A 21,864-nucleotide genomic window follows, 5' to 3' on the forward strand; every position below is an offset into this window, starting at 1 on the left:
CCAACTCATTTTCCCAACTGTTGCTCGAGGAAGCGCCACACCGCCGGCTCCTGCATCGCCGCCACGTTCAGCCGCATGCGGGTCGACGGCAGCTGCGCCGGCGAGAACAGGCTGCCCGGCGCCAGCAGCAGGTTGTCGGCCATGGCGCGCTCGGTCAGCACGCTGGTGTCGCAGCCGGCGTCCACCCAGACGAACATCCCGGCCGGCGACGCCACGTCCACCTTCAGGCCGACGCGCTCCATCTGGCGCACCGCCTTGGCGCGGATGCCGTCGAGCCGCGTGCGCACCCGGTCCGCGTGCTTGCGGTAGGAGCCCTCGGACAGCACCTTGTAGACCACCCGCTCGCCGATGTCGCTGGTGGTCAGGGTCGACAGCATCTTACGGTCGGCCAGCCTCTCGGCCCGCTCGGCCGACGTGGCGATGAAGCCGACCCGCAGGTTGGCCGCCATCGTCTTCGAGAACCCGCCCAGGTAGATCACCCGCCGCAGCTGGTCCAGCGCCGACAGCCGCGTGGCCGGCTGCACCGCGCTGCCGGGGTGCAGGTCGCAGTAGATATCGTCTTCGACGATGATGAAGTCGTGCTCCTCCGACAACCGCAGCACCTGGAACGCCTTGGCCGCCGACAGCGACGTCGAACTGGGGTTGTGCAGCACCGAGTTGATGATATAGAGCTTGGGCTTGTGGATCGCCGCCAGCTCGGCCAGCCGGGCGATATCGGGGCCGTCGGCCAGGCGCGGGATGCCGATCACGTTGGCGCCCAGCGCGGCGAAGGAGCCGAACATCAAAAACCAGGCCGGATCGTCGACGAAGATGGTGTCGCCGGGGCGGGTGAACTCGCGCGCCACCATGTCCAGCGCCTGCGTGACGCCGGCCGTGGTGACGATTTGCTCGGGCGCGGCGGCGATTTCCAGCTCGGCGAGCTTGTGCTGCAGTTGCTGGCGCAGCGGCAGGAAGCCCTGCGGCAGGCCGTAGCTCACTAATAGATTGGGATTCTGGCGGCTGACCGCGCGCAGCGCGTTGGCGATCGCGGTGCCGTCCAGCCATTCCGGCGGCAGCACGCCGGAGCCGGGCATCTGGTGGTGCGGCATCTGGCGGAACATGTTCCGCACCAGCCAGACCACGTCGACCGGCTTGGTGTCGAGACGGCGCGGGGCGGCCACGCCGGCCGCCGCGCCCCCGGCGGCGTTGAGCGCCATCGGCGCCCGCTCGCGCACGAAAAAGCCGGCGCCCCGGCGCGATTCCAGATAGCCGGCGGCCACCAGCTTGTCGTAGCTGGCCACCACGGTGAAGGCGGACACCCCGTGCCCGGCGGCGAACGCGCGGATCGACGGCATGCGCGCCCCGCCGCGCAGCAAGCGGTCATCGATGCGCGCGGCCACCGTCCGCACGATCTGGTCGATCAGCGTTTCGCCCGACTCGCGCGACAGCAATCCCAGCAGCGGCCCGGCGGCCGGCCGGGCCGCGCGGCCAGAGCGCGCCGGCGCCGCACCCGGCGGCCCGGAGCTGGATTGGGCCGGCGCCGGAACCGACGTCACCGCCGGACCGGGGGCGGCGGCGGCGAGCGAGCGGGCGTGCGCCGCCGCCAGCGCCTCGTTGACGGCCTCGGCCGCGGCCGAGGCGGCGGCCCCTAAAAGCGACGTGCGCTTGCGTGTATTGGTCATCCTACCGTCACAGTATGAGAAATTAAGTTTGAAGTGTACCGGCACTGTACTGGCCTTTGTACCGTAGGATACACCCATCGCCCTTACAAATCCACCGGAGTCCCGCATGACGCACAGCGCACCGCCCGCCACCATCGCCGCCATCCCGACCCGCCGCCCGCTCGGCATCGGCGACGAGACGGCCGGCATGCTGCTTGGCCTGGCCGGCGTGGCCATTTTCAGCCTGACCCTGCCCTTCACCCGGCTCGCCGTCGGCGCCGCCGGCGACGCCCATGGCCTGTCGCCGATGTTCGTGGCGCTGGGGCGGGCGCTGGTGGCCGCCGCGCTGGCCGGCGCCTGGCTGCTGTGGAAGCGCGCGCCGCTGCCGCCGCGTTCCGCGCTGCCGGCGCTGGCGATGGTGGCCATCGGCTGCGTGATCGGCTTCCCGTGGCTGACCTCCGTCGCCATGCGCTCGCTGCCGGCCGCCCACGGCGCCGTGTTGATCGGCATCCTGCCGCTGGCCACCGCCGTCTTCGCGGCCCTGCTGGGCGGCGAAAAGCCGTCGGCCGGCTTCTGGATCATGGCCATGTGCGGCTCGGCGCTGGTGGCCGGCTTCGCGCTGCGCCAGAGCGGCGGCGGCCTGCACCCGGCCGACCTGGCGATCTTCGCCGCCGTGCTGCTGGCGGCCATGGGCTACGCCGCCGGCGGCCGCCTGTCGCAAACGCTGGGCGGACAGTCCACCATCTGCTGGGCGCTGGTGCTGGCCGCGCCGGTGCTGGTCCCCGTGGTCGGCTGGCTGTGCTGGCGCGACGCCGGGCAGATCGCCGCCGCCGGCGCCGCCGCCTGGACCGGCTTCGCCTACGTGTCGGTGTTCTCGATGTTCATCGGCTTCTTCTTCTGGTATCGCGGCATGGCGCTCGGCGGCGTGGCGCGGGTCGGCCAGGTGCAGCTGGTGCAGCCCTTCCTGTCGCTGCTCGGCGCGGCCGTGGTGCTGGGCGAGGCGCTGGAGTGGCCGACCGTGATATTTGCAATCGCCGTCATCGCCACGGTGGGCCTCGGCCGCAAAATGCAGGTGAAACGCCGCTAAAACCGTGGAGTATTCTGATTTTGACCCAATTGCAGGCGGCGCCTGTCTCAAGAGTACAATATCGGTCTACAGCCCCACCCACCTACTATTTGGATAAGCACATGTCTGTCTACGAAAAACTGAAAGCGCTCGATATCACCCTGGCGGCACCCGCCACCCCGGCCGCCGCCTACGTCATGTACGCGCAAACCGGCAACACGGTGTTCATCTCGGGGCACATCGCCAAACGCGCCGACGGCAGCGTGTGGGTGGGCCAGCTGGGCAAGAACATCGACACGGCCGAAGGCAAGCAGGCCGCGCGCGCCATCGCCATCGACTTGATCGGCACCCTGCAGGCGGCCGTCGGCGGCGATTTGAACCGCGTGCGCCGCATCGTCAAGCTGATGAGCCTGGTTAACTCGACGCCCGATTTCACCGAACAGCACCTGGTCACCAACGGCGCTTCCGAGCTGCTGGGCGAAGTCTTCGGCGACGCCGGCAAGCACGCCCGCTCGGCCTTTGGTGTCGCACAAATCCCGCTTGGCGCCTGCGTCGAAATCGAACTGATCGCGGAAGTCGCGTAAGCGGGCGGCGTCCTATCCGGCGCCGTTCTTATAAAAGCACGCCACGAGCGAGCTTGTTGAATTGCCTGCCCCCTCCGGCGGCGGCACACATCTAGTGAGACAAGTATGAAAATTGAAAATCCGAACCCGATCCAGTGGCGCTTCTCCGAACGCGCCGACCAGCTGCAATCGTCCTTCATCCGCGAGATCCTGAAGATCACGCAGCAGCCCGAGATCATCTCCTTCGCCGGCGGCCTGCCGTCGCCGCTGACCTTCCCGGTCGACGAAATGAAGGTCGCCTTCGACAAGGTCCTCGAGAACAACGGCAAAGTCGCGCTGCAGTACGGCCCGACCGACGGCTACCTGCCGCTGCGCCAGTGGATCGCCGACTCGCTGTCGACCAACGGCGCCAAAATCATCCCCGAACAGGTGCTGATGACGTCCGGCTCGCAGCAGGCGCTGGACCTGCTGGGCAAGGTGCTGATCGACGAAGGCAGCCGCGTGCTGGTCGAGACGCCGTCCTACCTGGGCGCGTTGCAGGCGTTCTCGGTCTACCGTCCGGAGTTCAAGTCGGTCGACACCGACGAACACGGCCTGGTGCCGTCCTCGCTGGACGCCGTCGCCGCCGGCGCGCGCCTGCTGTACGCGCTGCCGAACTTCCAGAACCCGACCGGCCGCACCCTGTCCGTCGAGCGCCGCCTGGAGCTGGTGGAAACCTGCGCCCGTCTGGGCCTGCCGCTGATCGAGGACGATCCGTACGGCGCCTTGAGCTATAAGGGCGAGCCGCTGCCGAAGATGGTGGCGATGAATCCCGAGGGCGTGATCTACATGGGCTCCTTCTCGAAGGTGCTGACGCCGGGCATCCGCCTGGGCTACGTGGTGGCGCCGCTGCCGCTGGTGCGCCGCCTCGAACTGGCCAAGCAGGCCGCCGACCTGCACACCTCGCAGCTGACCCAGATGGTGGTGCACGAAGTGATCAAGGACGGCTTCCTCGAGCAGCACATCCCGAAAATCCGCACCTTGTACGGCAACCAGTGCCAGGTGATGCTGGACGCGATGGCGCAGTACTTCCCGGCCAGCGTCGAATGGACCAAGCCCGAAGGCGGCATGTTCATCTGGGTCACGCTGCCGAAGCACATCGACGCGATGAAACTGCTGGACGAGGCGATCGCCCAGAAGGTGGCCTTCGTACCGGGTTCGCCGTTCTACGCCAACGAGCCGGAAACCAACACCTTGCGCCTGTCGTTCGTGACCGTGCCGCCGGAACGCATCCGCGCCGGCATCGAGATCCTCGGCAAACTGATCGCCGCCAAGATCTAAAACCGTCCCAACGCGGCACTTCGTGGGCGGCGTTCGCCGCCCACGCTCCCCTTCTTGTCATCTCCACAAAAAAAAGCACGCTCCCTTACGGCCGCTGGCCCCGCGTCCCTATCAAGGCTGAAGTGTCGCGCCAAAATCATACGCGAATTTTCACATATCAAGCGGTCAACGCGGTATGATTTGAATGGATAGTCACTTGGTAAGGCAAGCCTTTGTTCATGCGTGTACAAACTCCTCCCGCTCGCTCCTTGCGCCGCGCCTCCGCGCCCTTGCGGCGTCACGCCGGGACGATCCATCAGGTTAAAGGCCACGCGCAATGAACCCCGCGAGTTCCGGATTGGCCACGCGGCGCGACGCCGCCATACTGATCGTTGACGACGCGCCGGAAAATCTTGCCGTGCTGCGCAAGCTGATGGTCCAACAGGGCTATCAGACCTTTGTGGCCACCTCCGGCGAACGCGCGCTCAAGATCGCGCGCCGCGTCCATCCCGACCTGATACTGCTGGACGTGGTCATGCCCGGCATGGACGGGCTGGAGACCTGCCGCCAGCTCAAAAGCCACGCCGCCACGCAGCGCATTCCCGTCATCTTCATGAGCGCCAGGACCGATACCGACGACGTGGTGGCCGGCTTCGACATCGGCGCCGTCGACTACATCGGCAAGCCGCTGCGCATGGCCGAGGTGTGCGCGCGCGTGCGCACGCAGCTGCAGATCCGCAGCAACAGCGAAACCCAGGAGGAGCAGGCCGAACGCCTGCGCACCATCGTCAACAACATGGCCGAGGGCCTGCTGATCATCGAGGCGGACGGCCGCATCCAGTTCACCAACCCGGCGTGCGACAAATACCTGGGCTACCAGGAGAACGAGCTGGCCGGGCGCGCCATCTCCGACCTGCTCAATCCCCTGGTGGCGCAGGAATACCTGGAATACTTCGACCGCTACGCCGCCTCGCCGGAGATGGCGCACAGCCACGGCACGCGCGAGGTCATCATCCGCCACCGCAACGGCAGCTCGGTGTGCATGGACCTGACGCTCACGCCGATGTACCTGCGCCAGCCGCTGTTCATAGGCCTGCTGCACGACATCACCCATCACAAGCAATCGGAGGATGCGCTGCAGCGCGCCGCGATGGTCGATCCGCTGACCCAGATCGCCAACCGCCGCCACTTCGATACCTTTTTGGAGAAGGAGTGGCAGCGCTCGATGCGCAGCGGCCAGCCGCTGTCGCTGGTGGTGCTCGACGTCGACCACTTCAAACTGTACAACGACACGCTCGGCCACCCTGCCGGGGACTCCTGCCTGCAACAGGTGGCCGCCGCCATCGCCTCGCACGCGCTGCGCCCCACCGATCTGGCGGCGCGCTACGGCGGCGAGGAATTCGTGCTGCTGTTTGCCGAAACCGGCGCCGAGACGGCCGCCATGATGGCCGAGGCGATCCGCGCCCACATCGAGTCGCTGCGCATTCCGCACCCGCGCTCGACGACCTCCGACTGGCTCACCGTCAGCATCGGCGTGGCGACCATTCATCCGCACCAGCTGGACAACACCGAATCGCTGTTCGTCGCCGCCGACCGCGCCATGTACGTGGCCAAGGAAGGCGGCCGCAATCAGGTGCGCGCCACCAGCACCGGCGGCGCCGCGCTGGAGGCGGTCAAAGCGCTGGTGATGCGCTGACCCGGCCACGCAGCGCCTTCAACCCGAGCGGCACGCTGACGGCCAGCGCCAGCAGCGAGAACACGATCACCCCCAGGCCGCCGGCGTCCTGGAACAGCTCCCCGGCGCCGACCGTGCCCACCGCCACGGCGGCGAAGGTCACCACCACCGACTGCGACAGCAAGGTGCCGTCGCGGTCCTGCGCCGAGATAAAGCTGTTCAGCACCGCCATGATGGCGTAGAAACCCGCGTTCAACATCAGCTGGGAGGTGAAAAACATCGGCGCGCCGTCGGCGGTGAAAAAGCAGGCGACCGATGCGAACATCACCAGCAACGCGCCCATGACGGTGAGACCGCGGCGCGCCGCCAGCGCCGGTATCGCCGGCACCACCGCGCCGAAGAAGCCGAGCAGCGACGACACCGCCAGCAAGGTGCCTATCGTCGGCAGCGACAGGCCGATACGCTCGCCCTGCAGCGCCGATACCGCCCACACGCCCGCCTGCACGCTGTAGACCCCGACGAACACGCCCCACGCCAGCCATACGCCGGCACCGAGGCGGCGCCGGCCGGCGCCCTGCTCCGTCGGCGCGAGCGGCAGCGGCTGCGGGGCCAGGCGCGCGGGCGCCAGCGACGGCGCACGCACGGCCGCCACGCCCAACACCGCCGCCAGCAGCGCCAGGGCGATCCAAACGCCCTCCCCCGCCGCCACGTCGGGCAGCAGCGACACCAGCGTAAACACCCCGGCCACCGCAAGCCCCGACAACAGCAGCACCATGCCCCATAACCGCTCGGCGTCGCGATGGCAGGCCAGGCAAATGCCGACCATGACGATCATTTGCGATTCGCACAGGCCAGCCACCAGCCGCAGCGCGCCGAACACCGGCGGCGACAGCGTCCACGCGGTCAGCATCTGGCTCAGCGCCAGCAGCACCAGCGCCACGGCGGTGGCGCCGGATCTGACGGCGGCAGGCCAGCGCCGCGACAGCAGCGGTAGCAGGATGCAGCCGGCCAGCATGCCGATCATCTCGATCCCGGTCATCAGCGTGGCCTGGCCCTCGTCGAGGCGCAGCCGCGCCATCGTGTTGGTCACCAGCAGGGGCATCATCGTGGTGCCGCCTATGCCCAGCGCCCAGACGGAGGAAAGAATCAAGGTGGAACCGGCCGTGGTTTTCACGGCGTCGACGTCGGGCACGGGTGTGGTGGTCATCGCTTGTCCATGGTGGCGGCGGCACGATTTGCCGTCGTCAAAGCATACGACGGATACCACGCCGGACGGGGCCAAAGTGGCCAAAAAAGATACAAAAACGGCCATTGCGCGCGGTTCGGCACGCCGCTGCGGGCATCCTGTGCTAGCCTCGATCATCAACCAGAAGGAGTGGCCCATGCCGGCAAAACAGCACCTCCCCGACTCGGAGGCCGACGTACCGCCCCACGTGATACGCCAGGTGCTGCACCTGATGGCCAGCCGGGGCCACTCGGCGGAAAGGCTGTGCAAGGGACTGGGGTTCACCCCGGAGAATCTGTGCGACGCCGGCTTTCGCGTCTCCTACCGGCAAACCAGCGTGTTGGTGCGGCGCGCCATGCAGCTTTGGGGCGATCCGGCCATCGGCATCGCCACCGGCGCGCGCCAGACGGTGGTGTGTTTCGGCCTGCCCGGCCTGGGCATGCTCACCTGCCCGACCCTGGGCGAGGCGATGCTCTACCTGATCAAATACCAGCGCGCGGCGGGGGCGCTGACCACCAACGAACTGGCGGTGGTCGACGAGCGCCATTTTTCCATCGAAGTGAACACCCGTTTCCATGACGCCGAACTGGAACCGTTTTTCATCGAGGAGATCTTCGTCAGCGGCGTGGAGGTGGCGCGCTCGATGGTGGGGTCGCATTTCCGGCCGTCGCGACTTGAGCTGCGCTATCCGCGTCCGGTCTACGCCAGCGCCTACAACGAATACTTCCGCTGCCCGGTGGTGTTCAACGCGCCCCTTAATCGCCTGATCTGCGACATGGCCTGGTATCACTGCCCGCTACCGACGCACGACCGCTTCATGCAGGCCAGCCTGCAGGCGCAGATCGACCAGCTGCTGTCCACCGACGCCCCACGCAACGATCTGGTGGAATCGATCATGAACGTGCTGCGGGCGTCGGTCGACGAGATGCCGGGGCTGGCGCAGGCCGGGGCTGCGCTCAACATGAGCGAGCGCACGCTGCGCCGCCGCCTGGCGGAACTGGACACGTCCTACCAGCGGCTGGTGGACCAGGTGCGCTACGAGTGCGCGCTCGACCTGCTGCGGCGCAGCGAGATGCCGTTGGTCGACATCGCGATGGCGACCGGCTTCACCGACGCGCGCAACTTCCGCCGCGCCTTCAAGCGCTGGTCCGGCATCCTGCCCAACCAGATCCGGCAAGGCGTGCCCGCTCCGCGCCTGCTGATGCCGGAGCGCACCGCCTAGTGGCCGTTACGGCGCGGTTAAGGCAGCTCCCACTTGCCGGCGCGGCTCACCAACAGCCCGCGCCGGCGCAGCGACTCCAGATAGCGCGCATGGCCGCGCACACCTTTTTTGCGGAACAGCGGTATCAGCCTCGGTAGCATGTTCGGCACCAGCATCGCCAGCCTGACGGTCCACGATTCGCTGGGGCGCGGGTAGCGTTCCAGGCACGGGCTGTCCAGCATGCGCATGACCTGGCGCGCGACGTCCTCCGGTTGCTGCGGCGGGTCCATGAACTGCAGCGTGTTGCCGCCTTCGATCGCCTCGCGCATCAGCATCGGGGTCTCGGTCGCCGACGGCAGCACGCTGCCGACCTGCACGCCGTGCCGTTCGCGGTCCATGCCCAGGCACAGCATGGCCCCGCGGAGGCCGAATTTGGTGGCCGAATAGATGCTGGTCTCGGGCAGCGGGAAGATGCCGCCCAGGGAGACGGTGTTGATCACGCGGCCGTCGCCGGCGCGCTGCAACGCGCCAAAGGCCAGCCGGGTCAGCACGATCGGCGACAGCAGGTTGATGTTCAACTCCGCCAGGATGTGATCGACCGAACGTTCCTCGAAGTGGCCGGTACCGGTGATGGCGGCGTTGTTGACCAGGATGTCGAGCCGCCCGAAGCGCTCCTGGATAAAGGCCAGTAGCGAGGGCAATTTGTTCAAGTCGTCCAGATCGACCTGCACGCCCACCGCCGCCGGCCCCAGGTCCGCCGCCGCCCGGTCCAGCGCCGCCTGGTCGCGGTCGGCCAGCACGCAGGTGATGCCGCGCTCGATGAAGCCGCGGCAGATCGCCCGCCCTATGCCGCCCGCGCCGCCCGTGACCAGGGCTACCCGCCCCGCCGGACCCGCGTTCGATGTTATCGCCATGTGTATTCCTCTCTGTGTTCTTAATTGTTCTTGCTGCCGGCCGCGCCCAGCTGCATCCAGATGGTCTTGGTCTCGGTGTACTGGTCGTGCGCCAGCAGCGACTTTTCACGCCCGCCGAAGCCCGATTCCTTGTAGCCGCCGAACGGCACGCCGGTATCGCCCTCGGAGAAGCAATTGATCGACACGGTGCCGGCGCGGATCGACTTGGCCACGCCGTGGGCCGAATCCAGATTGCTGGTGTAGACCGACGACGCCAGGCCGTAGCTGGTATCGTTGGCGATGGCCACGCCCTGCGCCAGCTCGTCGAACTCCATCACCGACAGTACCGGCCCGAAGATCTCCTCGCGCGCGATCGTCATCGATGGCAGCACGCCGTCGAAAATGGTCGGTTCGACGAAGCTGCCGCCGCTGTCGCGCCGCACCTGCCCGCCGCCGTGCACAAGCCGTGCGCCCTGCTCCCTGCCGCCGGCGATATATCCCAGCACGCGCCGCATGTGCCCCGGCTCGATCAGCGCGCCAACGCGCGTGGCCGGGTCGAGCGGATCGCCGACCACCCATTCGTCGAAGGCGCGCTTGACCTCTTCCAGCAGTTCCTCCTTGCGCGAGCGGTGGACGATCAGGCGCGAACCGGCGCTGCAGTTCTCGCCCTGGCAGAACAGCGCGCCGGTGGCGACCTGGCGCGCCACGCGGGGAAGGTCGAAGGCGTCGGCCAGCACCAGCGCCGGGCTCTTGCCGCCGCATTCCAGCACGACCCGCTTCAGGTTCGACTCGGCCGAATACTTCAGGAACAATCGCCCCACCTCCCCCGAGCCGGTAAAGCTGACGCAGTCGATGTCGCGGTGGCGGCCCATGGCCTGGCCCACCGTCTCGCCGTAGCCCGGCACGATATTCAGGACGCCGTCCGGCAAGCCGGCCTCCAGCGCCAGCCGGCCCAGCATCAGCGCCGTCAGCGAGGTCTGTTCGGCGGGCTTGATGACGATCGAATTGCCGCTGGCGAGCGAGGGACCGATCTTCCATCCGGCCAGGTAGATCGGGAAATTCCACGGCAGGACCGCGCCCACCACGCCGACCGGCTCGCGCACGATCATCGCCACCACGTCCGGCGCGGTCGGCGCCACCTGGTCGTACAGCTTGTCGGCCGCCTCGGCGTGCCAGCGCAGGCTGTCGATCATGTCCGGCAGGTCGGCCGACAGCGCGTCGCGTATCGGCTTGCCCGAGTCCAGGCTCTCCATCAGCGCCAGCGTCTCCAGGTTGTCCTCGACCAGGTCGGCCAGCCGTAGCAGCACTTTTTTGCGGTGCTTGGGCGAGGCCCGCGACCAGTCGCCACGGTCGAAGGCACGGCGCGCGGCGCCGACCGCCTGGTCCACGTCGGCCGTGTCGCAGCTGGCGATGCTCGCCAAACGCGCGCCGGTGGCCGGATTGACGGTGTCGAGGCGCTGCCCGGAGACGGCGTCGACGAAGCGTCCGCCGATCAGCGCGCGGGTTTCAAAATCCAGTCCGACGGCCAGCCGCTGGTAGTCTTGCAAGGTCTTATCCATGCTCATTCTTAATCTCCTCACGCCGCCGCGCGCAAACCGGCTGTGGACCGCGAGGCGGCCACGCCATCGCGCAGATTGTCGTAATAGGACTCGCTCAATTCCGGCCAGCCCATTTTCTTGCGCAGGCGCTTCAGGTAGGACTTGAGCGCGTGGGCCTCCAGATACACCTCGTGCCGCTGCGACTTGACGAATTTGAGCCCGCCCGACAAATCGGGGTCGTCGCTGGCGATGAGCGCGTCGAAGGGGCTGGCCTTGCCCGGGTTGTCCAGCTGGTCGCGCAGGTAGGCGGCGATCATGAAGGCCTCGGTGTCGAACAATTTATAGGCGCTGGAGTTGGTCTCGACGTAGCCGATGCCGAACAGGTTGCGGTGATCGCGGCTGAACATCGACAGATACAGCTGCGGCCTGCCGCCGCGCCATTCGAAGTATTCGCCGGCGTATTTGCAGCTCCACTTGTAGCCGGTGGCGTAGATCACCAGGTCGAGCGCCTCGCGGCTGCCGTCCTTGAAGACGACGTCGTCGCCGTCGTAGTGCGAGATGTCCGGCTTGACGGCGATATTGCCGTGCTGGAGATTGTGCAGCAGCTGCGAATTGAGCAGCGGATGGCTCTCGAACAGCTTGTGGTCCGGCTTGGGCAGGCCGAAGCGCGTCAGGTCGCCGGTGAACATTTTCAGCAATCCGCTCATGATCGGCCGCGCGATCCAGATCGGCAGCGGCGGGCCGCTCTCGCCCACCTGGTCCGCCGGCAGCCCGAACAAATGCTTGGGGATGAAGTGGTAGCCGCGCCGCATGCTGATGAAGGCCTTGTCGGCGCGGGCGGCGGCGTCGCAGGCGATGTCCGCGCCGGAGTTGCCGGCGCCGACGATCATCACCCGTTTGCCCTTGAATTCATCGGCGCTCTTGAAGGTGACCGAATGGCGGATCTCGCCGTTGAAGTGGCCTTTGATCTCGGGCATGTTCGGATCCCAGTTGCAACCGGTGGCGCAGATGACGGCCAGGTAGCGGCGGCGGGCGCCGTCGCCCAGCGTGACCACCCACTTGCCGTCCTGCTCCTTGCGCACGTCACGCACCGGGGTGTTGAAGCGGATCGCCTCGCGCAGGCCGAAGGCGTCGGCGTAGCTGCGCACGTAGCTCAGTATCTGCTGGTTGGTTGGATAGTCGGGATAGGACTTCGGCATCGGAAAGCCGATGAAGCCCGACAGGTCGCGCGACGAAATGAAGTGCGCCGATTCGTAGATCGGGCTACCGGGATTGTGCATGTCCCAGATGCCGCCGACGTCCGAGTGGCGTTCGAACTGTTCGTATGCCAGCCTCATTCCCTTGAGTGCGCGGGCGGCGGACAGGCCGCCGGGACCCGCGCCGATGACGCATACGGCGTTGCCGCAGTCGATAATCTGGCCAGTCTGCTCTTGTTCCATTTTCAGTCTCCCATGTTTGTTGTTCGCCGTTCATTGTGCAAACAAAGCCGCCGCCGCACGGGGGGCAAAGGGACAGGCAGGGAGCATTTCCGGCCAACGCCGCAATCCGGGCGAGCGCACAACACCGGGTCCTGTTTGGCCACACCGGCATCCTTCGGTGTCCGATCCGGCCCCATCGCCGGTCCGGCGCGCGACTACATTCGATAACAGAAGGTTAAAAAGAGCAGCCCAAAAGACCATACATAACAACGGGAGATATCGTGAAGACAGTCGCAAAACAGACGCCATCCGGCCACCAGCAAGCGTTGCGCACACTGGCGCGCAGCATCGCCGTGGCATTCGCCGGCACCGCCGCCGCCCACGGCGCGCTGGCCCAGGACGACATCCAGAAAGTGGTCGTCACCGCGCAATCGCGCTCGCAGTCGGCGCAGGAGGTGCCGATCTCGATGGAGGTCGTAACGGCCAAGGACATCCGCAACCTGGGCGCGAACAACCTCGGTGATCTGAACGGATACCTCCCCGGCCTGGACGTGAACGCCACGCAGCCCACGCAACCGCTGTTCGGCATACGGGGCGTGCAGGCGGGCGACTTCGGCATCGGCACCGACATGCCGGTCGGGATCTATGTGGACGGGGTCTACACCGGCAAGACCGGCGGCGCGCTGATGAACTTCATCGACATCCAGCGCGTCGAGGTGCTCAAGGGGCCGCAGGGAACGCTCTTTGGCCGCAACAGCGCCGCCGGCGCCATCTCCGTGGTCACCAACGAGCCGGATCAAACGCTCGACATGAGCGGCCATGTCAAGGTCGGGGAGTACGGACGCGCCGACATCGACGCGATGGTCAACGTGCCGCTGGCGGAGAACACGGCGGCGCGCCTGGTGTTCGTGCGCGCCGCCAGCGATGGCTGGGTGCGCAACACCACCACCGGCGACCGCACCGCCGGCGACAAATCCTGGGCCGCGCGGCTCTCGCTCAAGCAAAAGATCGCCGACGCCACGCTGAACCTGACCCTGGAGCACGAACAGCTGCGCCAGAAAGGCTGGCCGGCCTTCGGCGTCGTCAAAGACCCTGCGCAGCCGTTCGCCGGCTTCCAGGGAGTCTACGACGCCGCCTACGTCGCCAACTTCGTCGATCCGCGCAAGGCGCCGCTGGAAAACGACGTCGGCGGCAGCGAGCGGCGCACCTTCGACGGCGCCTCGCTGCGCGCCGATCTGCCGCTGGGCGGCGTCACCTTGCGCTCGATCACCGCCTACCGCACCTTCTCCACCTACAACCTGACCGACAACGACGGCGGCGCGCGCCCCGGCTTCTCGCTGGCGAACACGGATCAAAAGCAGGCCTACAACTGGCAGCAGGAATTCAAGCTATCCGGTAAAACCGAACACCTGGACTGGATCGCCGGCGCCAGCTTCTACGATAACCGCGAGCGCCAGGCTTCGACCGCGCTGCTCAACACCGCGACCTTGGACAACGTCAGCCTGCTGGGCGGCGGCAACGCCGATCTGGCGGGCCTGTTCGGCGCGCTGGGCCAGGCCGGCATTCCCGGTGTCGAGGCCACCTCGAACTTCCCGTGGGGCGAGACCAGCCACAACTACCTGAGGACGCGCGCGTTCTCGTTGTACCAGGACGTGATCTGGCATGCCACGCCGGCCACCAACCTGACCCTGGGGCTGCGCTGGAGCCGGGACCGCAAGAACATGGAATGGTACGTGCCCGGACGGCAGTCGCCGGCGCTCGACGAGCTGCTGAACACCTATGGCCCGCTGGCGGGACTGGACGCCTCGGCGCTGCCGTCCAACCAGATCTTCTACGCGGCCGGCCAACTGGCGGCCACCCCGGTCCATTCGACGAAAAGCTGGACCGACTGGAGTCCGCGCCTGGTGCTGGACCATAAGGCGACCGGGGACCTGCTGCTGTTCGCGTCCCTGTCGAAAGGCTACCAGGCCGGCGGCTTCAATGTGTTCACGCCGCCGAATCCGGCGTCGGCCAACGCCAAACAGCGCGATCCGAGCTACGATCCGGAGAAGATGACCAATCTGGAGCTGGGTTTCAAACTGTACCTCCCGTCCATCAAGGCCACCGTCAACGGCTCGGTGTTCGCCTACCGCTTCAAGAACCTGCAGGACATCAAGCTGGGTGGAACGGGCCCCATCCCCACCTACAATGTGGTCAACAGCGACCAGCAGGCGAAGGGGCTCGATCTCGATGGCCGCATCCGGGTCTCGCCGAACCTGACGCTGTTCGCGGGACTGGAGCTGATCGACCAGACCTATAAACGCTACCGCACCACCGACGACAACGGCATGGCGCTGGACCTCTCCGGCCAGACGGTCGGCACGCCAACCTTCAACGGCATGGGCGGCGTCAACGCGAATTGGGAGGCGCTGGGCGGCAGGATCAGCACCACGCTGCAGGGCACCTACCAGAGCAAGGCGCGCTGCAACGACGACACGCGCGCGCTGCAATGCATGAACGCGCCGGCCTTCCGCACCGGCGAGGCGCGCGCCAAGGCGGACTTCCGCCTCGGCTGGGACAACGCCAACGGCAAATTCGGTATCGCCCTGCTGGTGAACAATCTGTTCGACAAACGCTATGTGCACACGCTGGACGGCCAGACCAAGCCATTCGGTCTGCCATACGCCATCGTCACGCCGCCGCGCACCGTCTCGCTGGAGCTGCGCGGCAGCCTGTAGGCCAGCGTTTAGATCGCGTTCCCGGCGACGCGCACGAAAGGTCCGATGCAGCGGTTCAAGCTGCGCTCGACGCACATCAGGAACAGATCGCCGCCGGGGTGGAACAGCAGGTAGTTGGTGACCGAGCGCCCCGGCTTGGTGATCTGGCCGGTGCAATCGGGCTTGCCGTTGTCCTTGACGATGGTGTCGACCGATTTGTAGAAGCCGTCCTTGTCGGGCTTGTCGGCGACGACGAAGGTGGATTCGGCCACCTCCTCGTTGCTGAACACCAGCGTGCTGCCGTCGCCGCGTACCCGGTAGGTCTCGCTGCAGGAGCCGTCGGGCAGCGTGATCTTCCAGATGCCGATGAACGGATGATCGTGCCGCAACGGCGCGGCGGTGGCCGTCATCGGCGCGCCGGCCAGCGCCAGCGCCGCCGTCAGTGCGGCCGCGACCGTTAGCGCGGCCGTTCGGAAAAGAGGTCCCCTCGTCATCGCACACCTCCACGCCTGGTTATTTTGCCATTTAAGCATAAACGCCCCGACGATCTTTTGGCGCGCCGCTGAACGCTCGTTTCTTCGTGTATATAATTATCGAACTGATACTCGTCCATGGTGAACAAATGCTATCGCATGTCTACGTCGGCACCAACGATTTTGAAAGCGCGTTCGGCTTTTACAGCGCGGTGATGGAGACGCTCGGCACACGCCTGCGCTTCAGCGATCCGACCAAGCCGTGGGCGGCGTGGATGCCGGCCGACGGCGGACGGCCGCTGTTCATCATCGGCAAACCGTACGACGGCCAGCCGGCGGGATGCGGCAACGGCCAGATGATCGCGCTGATGGCGCCATCGCGCGAGGCGGTCGACCGCGCCCACGCGGCGGCGCTGGCGCACGGCGGCCGGTGCAAGGGGCCTCCGGGACCGCGTCCGCACTACCACGACAACTACTATGGCGCCTACTTCCGCGACCCCGATGGGAACAAACTGGGCGTCGTCTGCCACGACGCCGTGGACCACGATTAGGCCAACGCCTCCTTGGCCGCTTCCTCGGGCGTCAGGCCGTCGTAGAACTGGTCGGTGAACCACTCGACCTGCTCTTCGATGTGATCCTGCGCCTCCGCCACCGTCGCCCCGCCCTTGACCAGAAAACCCTCAACCTCGATACACCAGTTGATCAACTCCAGGGTCTCCGGGTCCAGCTCTTCCTTTTTCTTTGCCATGATTTACCTCTGCATCGGGTGGTTACGAGCCTCCAGTGTAACAGGCGGCGGGCTTACTTCTCGGGGTAGAGCACCACCTGCAGATAATTATTCATGTCGAAGTAGCGCTTGGCGGCCTCCTTCAGGTCCGACGGCTTGATCGCCCGAACGCGTTCCTCGTACTTCAGGATATCCTCGGGATTGCTGTTGTTGAAGAAGGCGTTCTGCAGGGAGGCCAGCCAGTATCCGTTCTCGCGCATGCCCTTCTGGTAGCCCTTGAGCCACGCGGATTTGACCTTGTTCAGGTCCGCCTCGTCGGCGCCATCCCGCTTGATCTTCTCGATCTCGGCGAAGGTCGCGGCGATCACCTTGTCCACATTCTCGGGCGCGCACGGCAGGTTGGCGCTGATCGTGTAGTTCTCGTAAGGGATGCGGTTCAGCGAGCCGTTCATGCCGCCGCTGTAGATGACACCCATCTTCTCGCGCAGCACCTCGATCAGTTTAAGGTTCATCACTTCGACCAGCGCCTGCAGCCGCATGCGCTCCTCGCGCGAGTATTTGGCATCGCCGGTGAACGACAGCGAGATCGTGCTCTTGGGTTCGGCGCCGGCATGCACCTCCTTCTTGACCACGCCCTTGACCGGCCGCACGCCCTCGTCCTTGAAGGCCACCGGAATATCGTCCGTGGGCAGGCTGGCCAGATAGGTGGCGATCAGCGGCTTGATCTTCTCCACGTCGAAGCTGCCGACGATGAAAAAGGTGAAGTCGCGCGCGCTCGAAAGACGGGCTTTATAGATCTCCATCACCCTGTCCAGCGCCAGCTGGTCGAAATCGGCCGGTTTGGCGGCGCGCAGCACGCGCGGGCTGTTGTTGTAGAGCGTGGCGGCGATCGTATCGTAGAACACCGACTCCGGACGCGCCAGATTGTTCTGCGCCAGTTCGCGCTGGCGGTCGACGTAGGCGCTGTAGATGGCGGCATCCTTGCGCGGCTGCGTCATCTGCAAATAGGTCAGCTGCAGCATCGATTCGATATCGTCGCTGCCCGAGCTGCCGCTCACCGCTTCGTTGAGCGAGTTGACGCCGGCGCTGGCGCTGACGCTTTTTCCGGCCAGGACCTTCACCAGATCGTTCGGCGTGTAGTTCAACACGCCCATCTGCGCCACGATGCTGCTGGCGTAATGGGACGTGAAGACGTCCTTGTCGCCGAACAGCGACCAGCCGCCGTAGCGCAGGCCGGACATCAGCACCTGATCGTTATTGAAGTCGGTCGGCTTCAGCACCACCTTGACGCCGTTGCTCAATATGAGCTCCGTCGTGCCGAGCTTCGCATTGACGGTCTGCTTGGCGATGGCGCCCGGTTTCGGCAGCACCGGCATCAGCTGGGTGGCGTAGATCTTTTCCTCCTGCGCCTTGACGCTGATCTTTTCGGCGGCGTTGGCGATGGCCACCAGATCGGCGGCCTTCGGCGTGGCCGCGCCGGCCTTCTCGACGCCGGTATAGATCACCAGCTTGCTCTGATTGTCCGGAATCGCCATCTTGACGGCGGCGTTCACCTCCGACAGCGAGATGTCCGGCAGGAGCTCGCGCGCGTAGCGGTACTCGGCGGCGATGCCGGGGATGGTTTCATCCTCAAGGAAGTGGCGGATATACTCGGCCGCGTAACCGGACGAATCGGATTTGTCACGCTCGTTGTACAGATTCTCGTAGGTGCGCAGAATGCCCTTCTTGGCCCGTTCCACCTCGGAGGCGGTGAAGCCGTACTGGCGCGCGCGCTCGTCCTCCTCCACCAGCGCGTTGATGGCCGGCGTGACGCCGCCCTTGCCCAGCACCGCGCCGGCGCCGAACGAACGGTAGCCGCGCACGATCTTGTTCATGCCGCTGCCGCCCTGCAGGAAGGGCGGGTTGGCCTGCTGCGTCAATTCGTACATGCGCTGGCTGAGAATAAAGCTGTACACGTTTTCGATCAGCTTCTGGCGATAGTCGGCGAGGGTCTCGCCGGCCGGCCAGGGCTGGATCGGATAACGGATGTAGACCGAATTGCTGCTGACTTCCTTGTCGGTGAAGACGATGCCTTCGGACTCCTGGCGCTCCGGGATCTTGGCGTACTCGCGCGGGCGCGGATTGGCGGGGTTCTTCAATTTGCTGAAATGCTGTTCGATCAGCTTTCGCGCCGCTTCCGGATCGATATCGCCCACCACCACCACCGCCATCAGGTCCGGGCGGTACCAGTCGCGGTAGAAGCGCTTGATGGCGTCGTACTTGAAGTTCTTGATGATGTCTTCTTTACCGATCGGCATGCGCTGCGCATAGCGCGAGCCATTGAGCACCTTCGGCAGCAGCACCTTGTTCATGCGGTCGTCCACGCCCTTCCCCATGCGCAGCTCTTCAAGCACGATACCGCGCTCGCTGTCGATGTCAGCGTCATTGAAGGACAGGCCGTGCGCCCAATCCTCCAGCACCTGGAAGCCCTGCTCGACGATCTCCTTTTTATCGGTCGGTATCGGCAGGATGTAGACGGTTTCGTCGAAGCTGGTGTAGGCGTTCAAATCGGCGCCGAACTTCACGCCGACCGACTGCAGATACGATACCAACTCATTGCGTTTGAAATTGGTGGAGCCGTTGAAGGCCATGTGTTCGGTGAAGTGGGCCAGGCCTTGCTGGTCGTCGTCCTCCAGGATCGAACCGGCTTTCACTACCAGCCGCAGTTCCAGCTTGTTTTCCGGGCGGGCGTTCTTCTGCACATAATATGTCAGACCGTTTGCCAGCTTGCCAACCTTGACCTGGGGCCCGATCGGCAGCACGTCGCTTAATTTGAGAGGGGGCTCCTGCCCCTGCACCTGCCCCTGGCCTTGCGCCAGGAAGGAAAACGACAACAAGAACGCCCCGGACAGCACCCGCAATTTGATCAAATTCATTCGGCAGACAGTAAAAAATCGGAAAAAGCTACCTTACACCGAAAATCCCGATTTGGGCTAGAATCCTTGTTCGCCTGCCAGCCGGCAGGCGCTAACTTACGTCTTCGGGGCGGGGTGCGATTCCCCACCGGCGGTAAGACCAGCGATGGTCAAGCCCGCGAGCGCCCTTCCGGCCTGCCGGAAGGGGTCAGCAGATCTGGTGTGATTCCAGGGCCGACGGTATAGTCCGGATGAAAGAAGATGTGCGGTGACGCGGCCTCCCGCCCGAGCGATCGGTGCGGCGGGCCGCGCGTATTCGCTTGCCCTGTTGCGTTTTTCGCTATCGCGAGGAGCGTTACCCATGTTTGACCAAGTATCCGCAGTATCCCCCTACTCCCTTGTTTCGGATGATCTGGAGGGCCGCATCGCCGCGGCGCTCGAGGCCATGCGCGCCGGCGTGCCGGTGATCCTGCTCGATGATTTCGACCGCGAGAACGAAGCCGATTTGATCGTCGCCGCCGAAAAGATCAGCGTGCAGTCGATGGCCATGATGATCCGCGAATGCAGCGGCATCGTCTGTCTGTGTCTGAGCGCCGACAAGGTGCGCGCGCTGGAGCTGCCGCCGATGGCGGCCGATAACGGCAGCCGTTACGGCACGCCGTTCACGGTATCGATCGAAGCGCGCGAGGGCGTCACCACCGGCGTCTCGGCCGCCGACCGCGTGACGACGATCCGCGCCGCCATCGCCGCCGACGCCCGGCCGGGAGATCTGGTGCACCCGGGCCACGTGTTCCCGTTGCGGGCCACGCCGGGCGGCGTGCTGGCGCGCAAAGGCCACACCGAAGGCTCGGTGGACCTGGCGACGATGGCGGGTTTACAACCGGCCGCCGTGCTGTGCGAGTTGATGAACCCCGACGGCACGATGATGCGCGGCGCCGAGATCGAACGCTTCGCCGAGCTGCATGGCATGCCGATCTTGACCATCGCTGAAATGATCGAGTGGCGCCAAACCCACGGTCTTTGAACCGCAAGGAACACACGTAGGGCGGATTAGCGCAGCGTAATCCGCCATGCATGCGCCTCGACGGCTCATGCAATGGCGGATTACGGCGTTCCGCCTAATCCGCCCTACGTGGAACAAAGAAATAAACCAGGGCCAGCGCCCCCGCGTACGCCGCCGACACCAGCCCGAACGCCAGCGGCAGCCGCCACGCCCACTCCGGCATCACATGCATGACGGTACCCATCATCGCCACGCCAACGAGCGCGCCGATCTGCCGATTGGCGTTCAAGGCCGCCGCCGCGCTGTTGGCATGCGCCTTGCCCGCCACCAGCATCACCGTCGCCGTCATCCCCGGAATCGCAATGCCGATGGCGACATTCATCACGATAGTCCCCGGCACCAGCAACCAGTACGGCGTCTGCGGCGTCAGCCCCACCAGCATCACCAGCCCGGTCCCCAACCCCACCATCAACCCATACAACATCGGCGGCCGCGTCCCCACCCGCGCCACGATCGCACCCGAGGTCAAATTGCCGACTGCGAAAGCGCCCATCATCGGTATCAGCTTCAACCCCGTATCCAGCGCGTCGGCCCCGCCCTGCTGGATATAAAGACTAAGCAAAAACAGCTGCCCGAACACGGCGAAGTTGATCAAAAAGCCAACGCCATTCGCCGCCGCGAAAGCCGGCGTATCGAACAACGCGCGCGGCAGCAGCGGATGGGCGCCGGTGCGCTCGCGCCGCACCAGCAGCGCGACGCTGGCGACAGCGGCGACGCCCGCCACCAGCACCGCCGCCGACGCCCACCCCAGCACCGGCCCCTCGATCAGCACAAAACTCAGCGCCGCCAGCGCCGCCACGCCCAGCGCGTGGCTCAGCATCGACAGCGCGCGCCGGTGCGGCGGCGTGGCCGGCGCCAGCATCTGCGTCAGCACGATGCCGGCCAGGCCGATCGGCACGTTCACCCAGAACACGCTGCGCCAGCCGAATTCGTGGACCAGCAGCCCGCCCACCAGCGGCCCGGCGGCGGCCGAGCACCCGACGATGGCCGACCACGTCCCAAGCATGCGCGCCCGCGTGCGCTGGTCCTCGTAGGCGTGCGTCAGCAGGCTGAGGGAACTGGGCATGAACAAGGCGGCGCCCGCGCCCTGCAGCAACCGGGCGGCGATCAGCGCGCCGCCGCTCGGCGCCAGCGCGCACGCCACCGAGCCGAGTATGAACACGCTCAAGCCGCCCTGATACACGTTCCTGGCGCCGTAACGGTCGGCCAGCGCGCCGCCGGCCAGCAGCAGCGCGGCGAAGGTCAGTGTGTAACCGTCGACCACCCATACCAGCCCGGTGAGCGGCACCGACAAGCTGGCGGAGATATCGGACAAGGCGGTGTTGACGGCGGTGACGTCGATCATCGCCATCACGAAGCCGATGGCGAGCGTCATCAGCATCAGCAGCGGTGGAACCTGGCGGTCCGGCGCGCGCAAACGCGCTTCGGCGGTGGATAGTATGGTCATAGGAGCGTTCCTTAATAAGATCCACTGCATCTTAGGCCGCTTGCGT

Annotated in this window: 17 protein-coding genes and 1 riboswitch; of the genes, 8 read left to right on the forward strand and 9 right to left on the reverse strand. The window is 66.0% G+C overall.

All coding sequences use genetic code 11. The annotated features are described in order from the left end of the window. Nucleotides 1–5: 5 nt before the first annotated feature. Nucleotides 6–1,661, reverse strand: coding sequence for a PLP-dependent aminotransferase family protein (locus JOD97_RS08780; RefSeq protein WP_229264236.1), 1,656 nt, complete (start codon nt 1,659–1,661; stop codon nt 6–8). 187 nt (nt 1,662–1,848) lie between these two features. On the opposite strand from JOD97_RS08780, the gene JOD97_RS08785 reads away from it, so the two are divergent. The 4 genes from JOD97_RS08785 (at nt 1,849) to JOD97_RS08800 (ending at nt 6,264) form a co-directional block, all read left to right on the forward strand. Next, entirely contained in the window at nt 1,849–2,727 is an 879-nt protein-coding gene (locus JOD97_RS08785) for a DMT family transporter (RefSeq protein WP_308937235.1), read from the forward strand. A gap of 101 nt (nt 2,728–2,828) precedes the next feature. Beyond that, nucleotides 2,829–3,290 carry a RidA family protein gene (locus JOD97_RS08790; RefSeq protein WP_209715361.1) on the forward strand — a complete coding sequence of 154 codons (462 nt, stop codon included), beginning with the start codon at nt 2,829–2,831 and terminating at the stop codon, nt 3,288–3,290. A gap of 105 nt (nt 3,291–3,395) precedes the next feature. Next, nucleotides 3,396–4,589, forward strand: a complete 1,194-nt coding sequence (locus JOD97_RS08795) for a PLP-dependent aminotransferase family protein (RefSeq protein WP_209715364.1) — start codon at nt 3,396–3,398, stop codon at nt 4,587–4,589. 316 nt (nt 4,590–4,905) lie between these two features. Beyond that, nucleotides 4,906–6,264 (forward strand): diguanylate cyclase domain-containing protein, encoded by a 1,359-nt coding sequence (locus JOD97_RS08800; RefSeq protein ID WP_209715368.1) that lies wholly within the window; start codon nt 4,906–4,908, stop codon nt 6,262–6,264. Here JOD97_RS08800 and JOD97_RS08805 read toward each other — a convergent pair. Continuing rightward, the gene (locus JOD97_RS08805; RefSeq protein WP_209715371.1) at nt 6,242–7,450 is read right to left on the reverse strand and encodes a hypothetical protein; all 1,209 of its coding nucleotides are present in this window, start codon (nt 7,448–7,450) and stop codon (nt 6,242–6,244) included. The genes JOD97_RS08800 and JOD97_RS08805 overlap by 23 nt on opposite strands. Before the next feature lie 175 nt (nt 7,451–7,625). Between JOD97_RS08805 and JOD97_RS08810 the strand changes: the two genes are divergently transcribed. Then, nucleotides 7,626–8,690, forward strand: coding sequence for an AraC family transcriptional regulator (locus tag JOD97_RS08810; RefSeq protein WP_209715374.1), 1,065 nt, complete (start codon nt 7,626–7,628; stop codon nt 8,688–8,690). A gap of 17 nt (nt 8,691–8,707) precedes the next feature. On the opposite strand, the gene JOD97_RS08815 is transcribed toward JOD97_RS08810, so the two are convergent. The 3 genes from JOD97_RS08815 to JOD97_RS08825 are packed head-to-tail and all read right to left on the reverse strand — an operon-like array spanning nt 8,708 to nt 12,539. Further along, nucleotides 8,708–9,583 (reverse strand): SDR family oxidoreductase, encoded by an 876-nt coding sequence (locus tag JOD97_RS08815; protein ID WP_209715377.1) that lies wholly within the window; start codon nt 9,581–9,583, stop codon nt 8,708–8,710. 20 nt (nt 9,584–9,603) lie between these two features. Next, the gene (locus tag JOD97_RS08820; RefSeq protein WP_209715380.1) at nt 9,604–11,127 is read right to left on the reverse strand and encodes an aldehyde dehydrogenase; all 1,524 of its coding nucleotides are present in this window, start codon (nt 11,125–11,127) and stop codon (nt 9,604–9,606) included. A gap of 11 nt (nt 11,128–11,138) precedes the next feature. After that, the gene (locus JOD97_RS08825; protein ID WP_209715384.1) at nt 11,139–12,539 is read right to left on the reverse strand and encodes an NAD(P)/FAD-dependent oxidoreductase; all 1,401 of its coding nucleotides are present in this window, start codon (nt 12,537–12,539) and stop codon (nt 11,139–11,141) included. Nucleotides 12,540–12,799: 260 nt separating this feature from the next. Here JOD97_RS08825 and JOD97_RS08830 point away from each other — a divergent pair, with 260 nt between their 5' ends. After that, nucleotides 12,800–15,235, forward strand: a complete 2,436-nt coding sequence (locus tag JOD97_RS08830; RefSeq protein WP_373999815.1) for a TonB-dependent receptor — start codon at nt 12,800–12,802, stop codon at nt 15,233–15,235. A gap of 8 nt (nt 15,236–15,243) precedes the next feature. On the opposite strand, the gene JOD97_RS08835 is transcribed toward JOD97_RS08830, so the two are convergent. After that, a complete protein-coding gene (locus JOD97_RS08835; RefSeq protein WP_229264237.1) occupies nt 15,244–15,708 on the reverse strand; it encodes a hypothetical protein in 465 nt (154 codons plus the stop codon). 128 nt (nt 15,709–15,836) lie between these two features. Here JOD97_RS08835 and JOD97_RS08840 point away from each other — a divergent pair, with 128 nt between their 5' ends. Beyond that, a complete protein-coding gene (locus tag JOD97_RS08840) occupies nt 15,837–16,238 on the forward strand; it encodes a VOC family protein (RefSeq protein ID WP_209715387.1) in 402 nt (133 codons plus the stop codon). Here the strand turns inward: JOD97_RS08840 and JOD97_RS08845 are convergent. Both JOD97_RS08845 and JOD97_RS08850 read right to left on the reverse strand, forming a co-directional pair. Then, nucleotides 16,235–16,435, reverse strand: a complete 201-nt coding sequence (locus JOD97_RS08845; protein ID WP_090314373.1) for a hypothetical protein — start codon at nt 16,433–16,435, stop codon at nt 16,235–16,237. The two genes, JOD97_RS08840 and JOD97_RS08845, sit on opposite strands and share 4 nt — an antisense overlap. A 53-nt stretch (nt 16,436–16,488) precedes the next feature. Next, entirely contained in the window at nt 16,489–19,329 is a 2,841-nt protein-coding gene (locus JOD97_RS08850; RefSeq protein WP_209715391.1) for a pitrilysin family protein, read from the reverse strand. A gap of 96 nt (nt 19,330–19,425) precedes the next feature. After that, nucleotides 19,426–19,575, forward strand: a riboswitch (FMN riboswitch). A gap of 94 nt (nt 19,576–19,669) precedes the next feature. Here JOD97_RS08850 and ribB point away from each other — a divergent pair. Further along, complete coding sequence (gene ribB, locus JOD97_RS08855; RefSeq protein ID WP_209715393.1) at nt 19,670–20,332, forward strand: 3,4-dihydroxy-2-butanone-4-phosphate synthase; 663 nt, start codon at nt 19,670–19,672, stop codon at nt 20,330–20,332. A gap of 94 nt (nt 20,333–20,426) precedes the next feature. Here ribB and JOD97_RS08860 read toward each other — a convergent pair whose 3' ends face one another. Next, complete coding sequence (locus JOD97_RS08860) at nt 20,427–21,818, reverse strand: MFS transporter (protein ID WP_209715396.1); 1,392 nt, start codon at nt 21,816–21,818, stop codon at nt 20,427–20,429. Between the last annotated feature and the right edge of the window lie 46 nt (nt 21,819–21,864).

Origin of the sequence: Duganella sp. 1411 (assembly GCF_017833525.1) — a bacterium.
GTDB lineage: Bacteria > Pseudomonadota > Gammaproteobacteria > Burkholderiales > Burkholderiaceae_D > Rugamonas.

What these genes read in the sequence shown, in the direction of transcription:
- JOD97_RS08845 (WP_090314373.1), bottom strand. Translation starts at nt 16,435, where the DNA reads ATGGCAAAGAAAAAGGAAGAGCTGGACCCGGAGACCCTGGAGTTGATC.
- JOD97_RS08805 (WP_209715371.1), bottom strand. Translation starts at nt 7,450, where the DNA reads ATGACCACCACACCCGTGCCCGACGTCGACGCCGTGAAAACCACGGCC.
- JOD97_RS08815 (WP_209715377.1), bottom strand. Translation starts at nt 9,583, where the DNA reads ATGGCGATAACATCGAACGCGGGTCCGGCGGGGCGGGTAGCCCTGGTC.
- JOD97_RS08850 (WP_209715391.1), bottom strand. Translation starts at nt 19,329, where the DNA reads ATGAATTTGATCAAATTGCGGGTGCTGTCCGGGGCGTTCTTGTTGTCG.
- JOD97_RS08790 (WP_209715361.1), top strand. Translation starts at nt 2,829, where the DNA reads ATGTCTGTCTACGAAAAACTGAAAGCGCTCGATATCACCCTGGCGGCA.
- JOD97_RS08860 (WP_209715396.1), bottom strand. Translation starts at nt 21,818, where the DNA reads ATGACCATACTATCCACCGCCGAAGCGCGTTTGCGCGCGCCGGACCGC.
- ribB (WP_209715393.1), top strand. Translation starts at nt 19,670, where the DNA reads ATGTTTGACCAAGTATCCGCAGTATCCCCCTACTCCCTTGTTTCGGAT.
- JOD97_RS08835 (WP_229264237.1), bottom strand. Translation starts at nt 15,708, where the DNA reads ATGACGAGGGGACCTCTTTTCCGAACGGCCGCGCTAACGGTCGCGGCC.
- JOD97_RS08820 (WP_209715380.1), bottom strand. Translation starts at nt 11,127, where the DNA reads ATGAGCATGGATAAGACCTTGCAAGACTACCAGCGGCTGGCCGTCGGA.
- JOD97_RS08825 (WP_209715384.1), bottom strand. Translation starts at nt 12,539, where the DNA reads ATGGAACAAGAGCAGACTGGCCAGATTATCGACTGCGGCAACGCCGTA.
- JOD97_RS08800 (WP_209715368.1), top strand. Translation starts at nt 4,906, where the DNA reads ATGAACCCCGCGAGTTCCGGATTGGCCACGCGGCGCGACGCCGCCATA.
- JOD97_RS08785 (WP_308937235.1), top strand. Translation starts at nt 1,849, where the DNA reads ATGCTGCTTGGCCTGGCCGGCGTGGCCATTTTCAGCCTGACCCTGCCC.
- JOD97_RS08810 (WP_209715374.1), top strand. Translation starts at nt 7,626, where the DNA reads ATGCCGGCAAAACAGCACCTCCCCGACTCGGAGGCCGACGTACCGCCC.
- JOD97_RS08795 (WP_209715364.1), top strand. Translation starts at nt 3,396, where the DNA reads ATGAAAATTGAAAATCCGAACCCGATCCAGTGGCGCTTCTCCGAACGC.
- JOD97_RS08840 (WP_209715387.1), top strand. Translation starts at nt 15,837, where the DNA reads ATGCTATCGCATGTCTACGTCGGCACCAACGATTTTGAAAGCGCGTTC.
- JOD97_RS08780 (WP_229264236.1), bottom strand. Translation starts at nt 1,661, where the DNA reads ATGACCAATACACGCAAGCGCACGTCGCTTTTAGGGGCCGCCGCCTCG.